The organism is Deltaproteobacteria bacterium (assembly GCA_009929795.1).
Taxonomy (GTDB): domain Bacteria; phylum Desulfobacterota; class Desulfovibrionia; order Desulfovibrionales; family Desulfomicrobiaceae; genus RZZR01.
In genome coordinates, this window is record RZZR01000297.1 from 1 (window position 1) to 1972 (window position 1972).

The following is a 1972-nucleotide window of genomic DNA, read 5'->3' on the forward strand; positions in this document are numbered from 1 at the left end:
CCGTCGCGCAGGGCCTTTCGCGGCAACACGGCCACGTCGGTCAGTTCCCGGCCCACGATCCGGACCCGGACGAAATCGTCCAGGAGCAAGGCCCCGTCCGGTCCGCCAAAGGGATCGGGAACCGTCAACAGGACCCGGGCCATGCGGCCGTTGTCCTCGACCCCGGGTAAAAGGCGAAACACCGTGGCCTTCCACTCACCACTACGGGGTTTGGCCGAAACCACGGCCGGCGAACCCGTGTCCGCGCCCTGCCCCGGAATGTCCATCCAGGCCAGCCACCCCGTGGGCACCGAGGCCTGGATGCGGAACTCGTTGCGGCCCACCAGACTTGCCAGCCGCTCCCGGGAACCGACTTCGGAGCCGATGTCCACGAACCGTTCCAGAACCAGGGCGTCGAACGGGGCCCTGACCGTGGTCCGTTCAAGATCGAGGCGGGCCTGGGCCAGGGCCGTCTCGGCCTGGGCCACTTCGGCCTTGATCTTCTGCAACTGGGGCTGCCGCAAGGCCAGGGCCGTCTCTTCCATGGCCTCGTCCACGCCCGAGGCCACGATCTCCAGCTCCCGCCTGGCCACCTGCTGGTGGCCCAGCTCCAACTCAAGGTCGGCCTTGGCCTTGGCCAGGGCCGCCTCCCGGGTTTGAACGGCCAGCCGGTGGTCCGCCGGGTCCAGACGCAGAATGACCTCACCCCTGGACAGGGCCCCGCCCGAATCCAGGGCCGGATCCATCCACTCCACCCGTCCGGACACCTGGGCCTTCAGATCCAGGCTCCGGGCCGGGATGACCGTGCCCATGACCGGCAGAACCACCCGGGCCGGGCCCCGGCTCACGGTCAGGACCTCCACCAGCTGGACCGTTTTCTTGGCCTGGCCCTTTTTTGCCGTGGGCTTGTTCTGGATATAATATCTGGCCCCCAGGGCTCCGGCAGCCAGGATGACAATGGGAAGGACGACCCGCAGGATCCGGACCCACAAAGGACAGCGTCTAGCCTCAGCCATGGATGCTCCGCTGGGTGGACGGGGCCTCAGGCCCCGGTTCATCGAGTTCAAGGGTCCAGGCCCCGCCCAAGGCCCGACCCAATCGTATCCGTTCCAGGAGAAGGTCGGCCCGGGCCTGGACCACCGACTGCTCCAGCCGCTGGACGTTCAGAAGTTCGGTCAGAACCACGTTGTACTCGATCAGCCCGTTCTGATAGCGAAACGAGGCCTGACGGTTCGATTTCCGGGCCGCCGCAAGCTGTCTGTCCAGAGCCTGCACCTCCAGACCCTGGAAATACCCCGTGGCCAGAGCGTCCTGAACCTCCTGAATTGCCCGGGCCACCACGGCCTCATAGGCCGCCAGCCGCTCCCGGACCACGGCCCTCGTCCGTTCGACCTCGGCTTCCCGACGGCCGGCGTCGAAGATCGGTCCCGTCACCGATCCGGCCAGATTGGCCAGCCAATTGTCGAACAGATTCGGAACCTGCTCGGCAAAGAACTCCCCCCGGGCCGTGAGGCGAAGAGCCGGGAGCCGGTCGGCCCGGGCCGCGGCCACGCTCCAGTCCGAGGCCTGTAGACGAAGACCAGCCGCCCGCACGTCGGGCCGGGCGGCCAGGAGATCGGCCGGCAGACCCGTGTCCGGAACGGCCGGGACCGCCGGCAGAGTCCGGGTTTCGACCGCCACCTGACCCGGCATCCGGCCCATGAGCACTGCCAGTTCGTTCAGGAGTGCCCGCTCCCTGGCCTTGAGGCCCGGCAATACCGCCTGGGACCCGGCCACGGTTTCCTCCTGCTGAAGCACATCCAATGCCGTGGCCAGGGAGTTGACGAACCGGAAACGGAGAAGCTTCAGGATATGCTCGTTGGTTTCCAATTGCCTCCAGGCCACATCGAGCCGCTCCCGGACCAGAAGGATATTCACCCAGGTCTCGGCGATCTTCCCGCTCAAGGTCACGGCCGCGGCCCGGACGTCCTCGAGGGTGGCGTTGGCCGTCAGC

The 1972-nt window shown here is 67.5% G+C and carries 2 protein-coding genes; both read right to left on the bottom strand.

Going from position 1 to position 1972, the window contains the following annotated elements:
* Positions 1-1037 (bottom strand): efflux RND transporter periplasmic adaptor subunit (locus EOM25_14380; protein ID NCC26362.1); only part of this gene is annotated, 1037 nt, incomplete at its 3' end.
* A partial coding sequence (locus tag EOM25_14385; GenBank protein ID NCC26363.1) for an RND transporter occupies positions 988-1972 on the bottom strand: 985 nt, incomplete at its 5' end. The genes EOM25_14385 and EOM25_14380, both read right to left, overlap by 50 nt.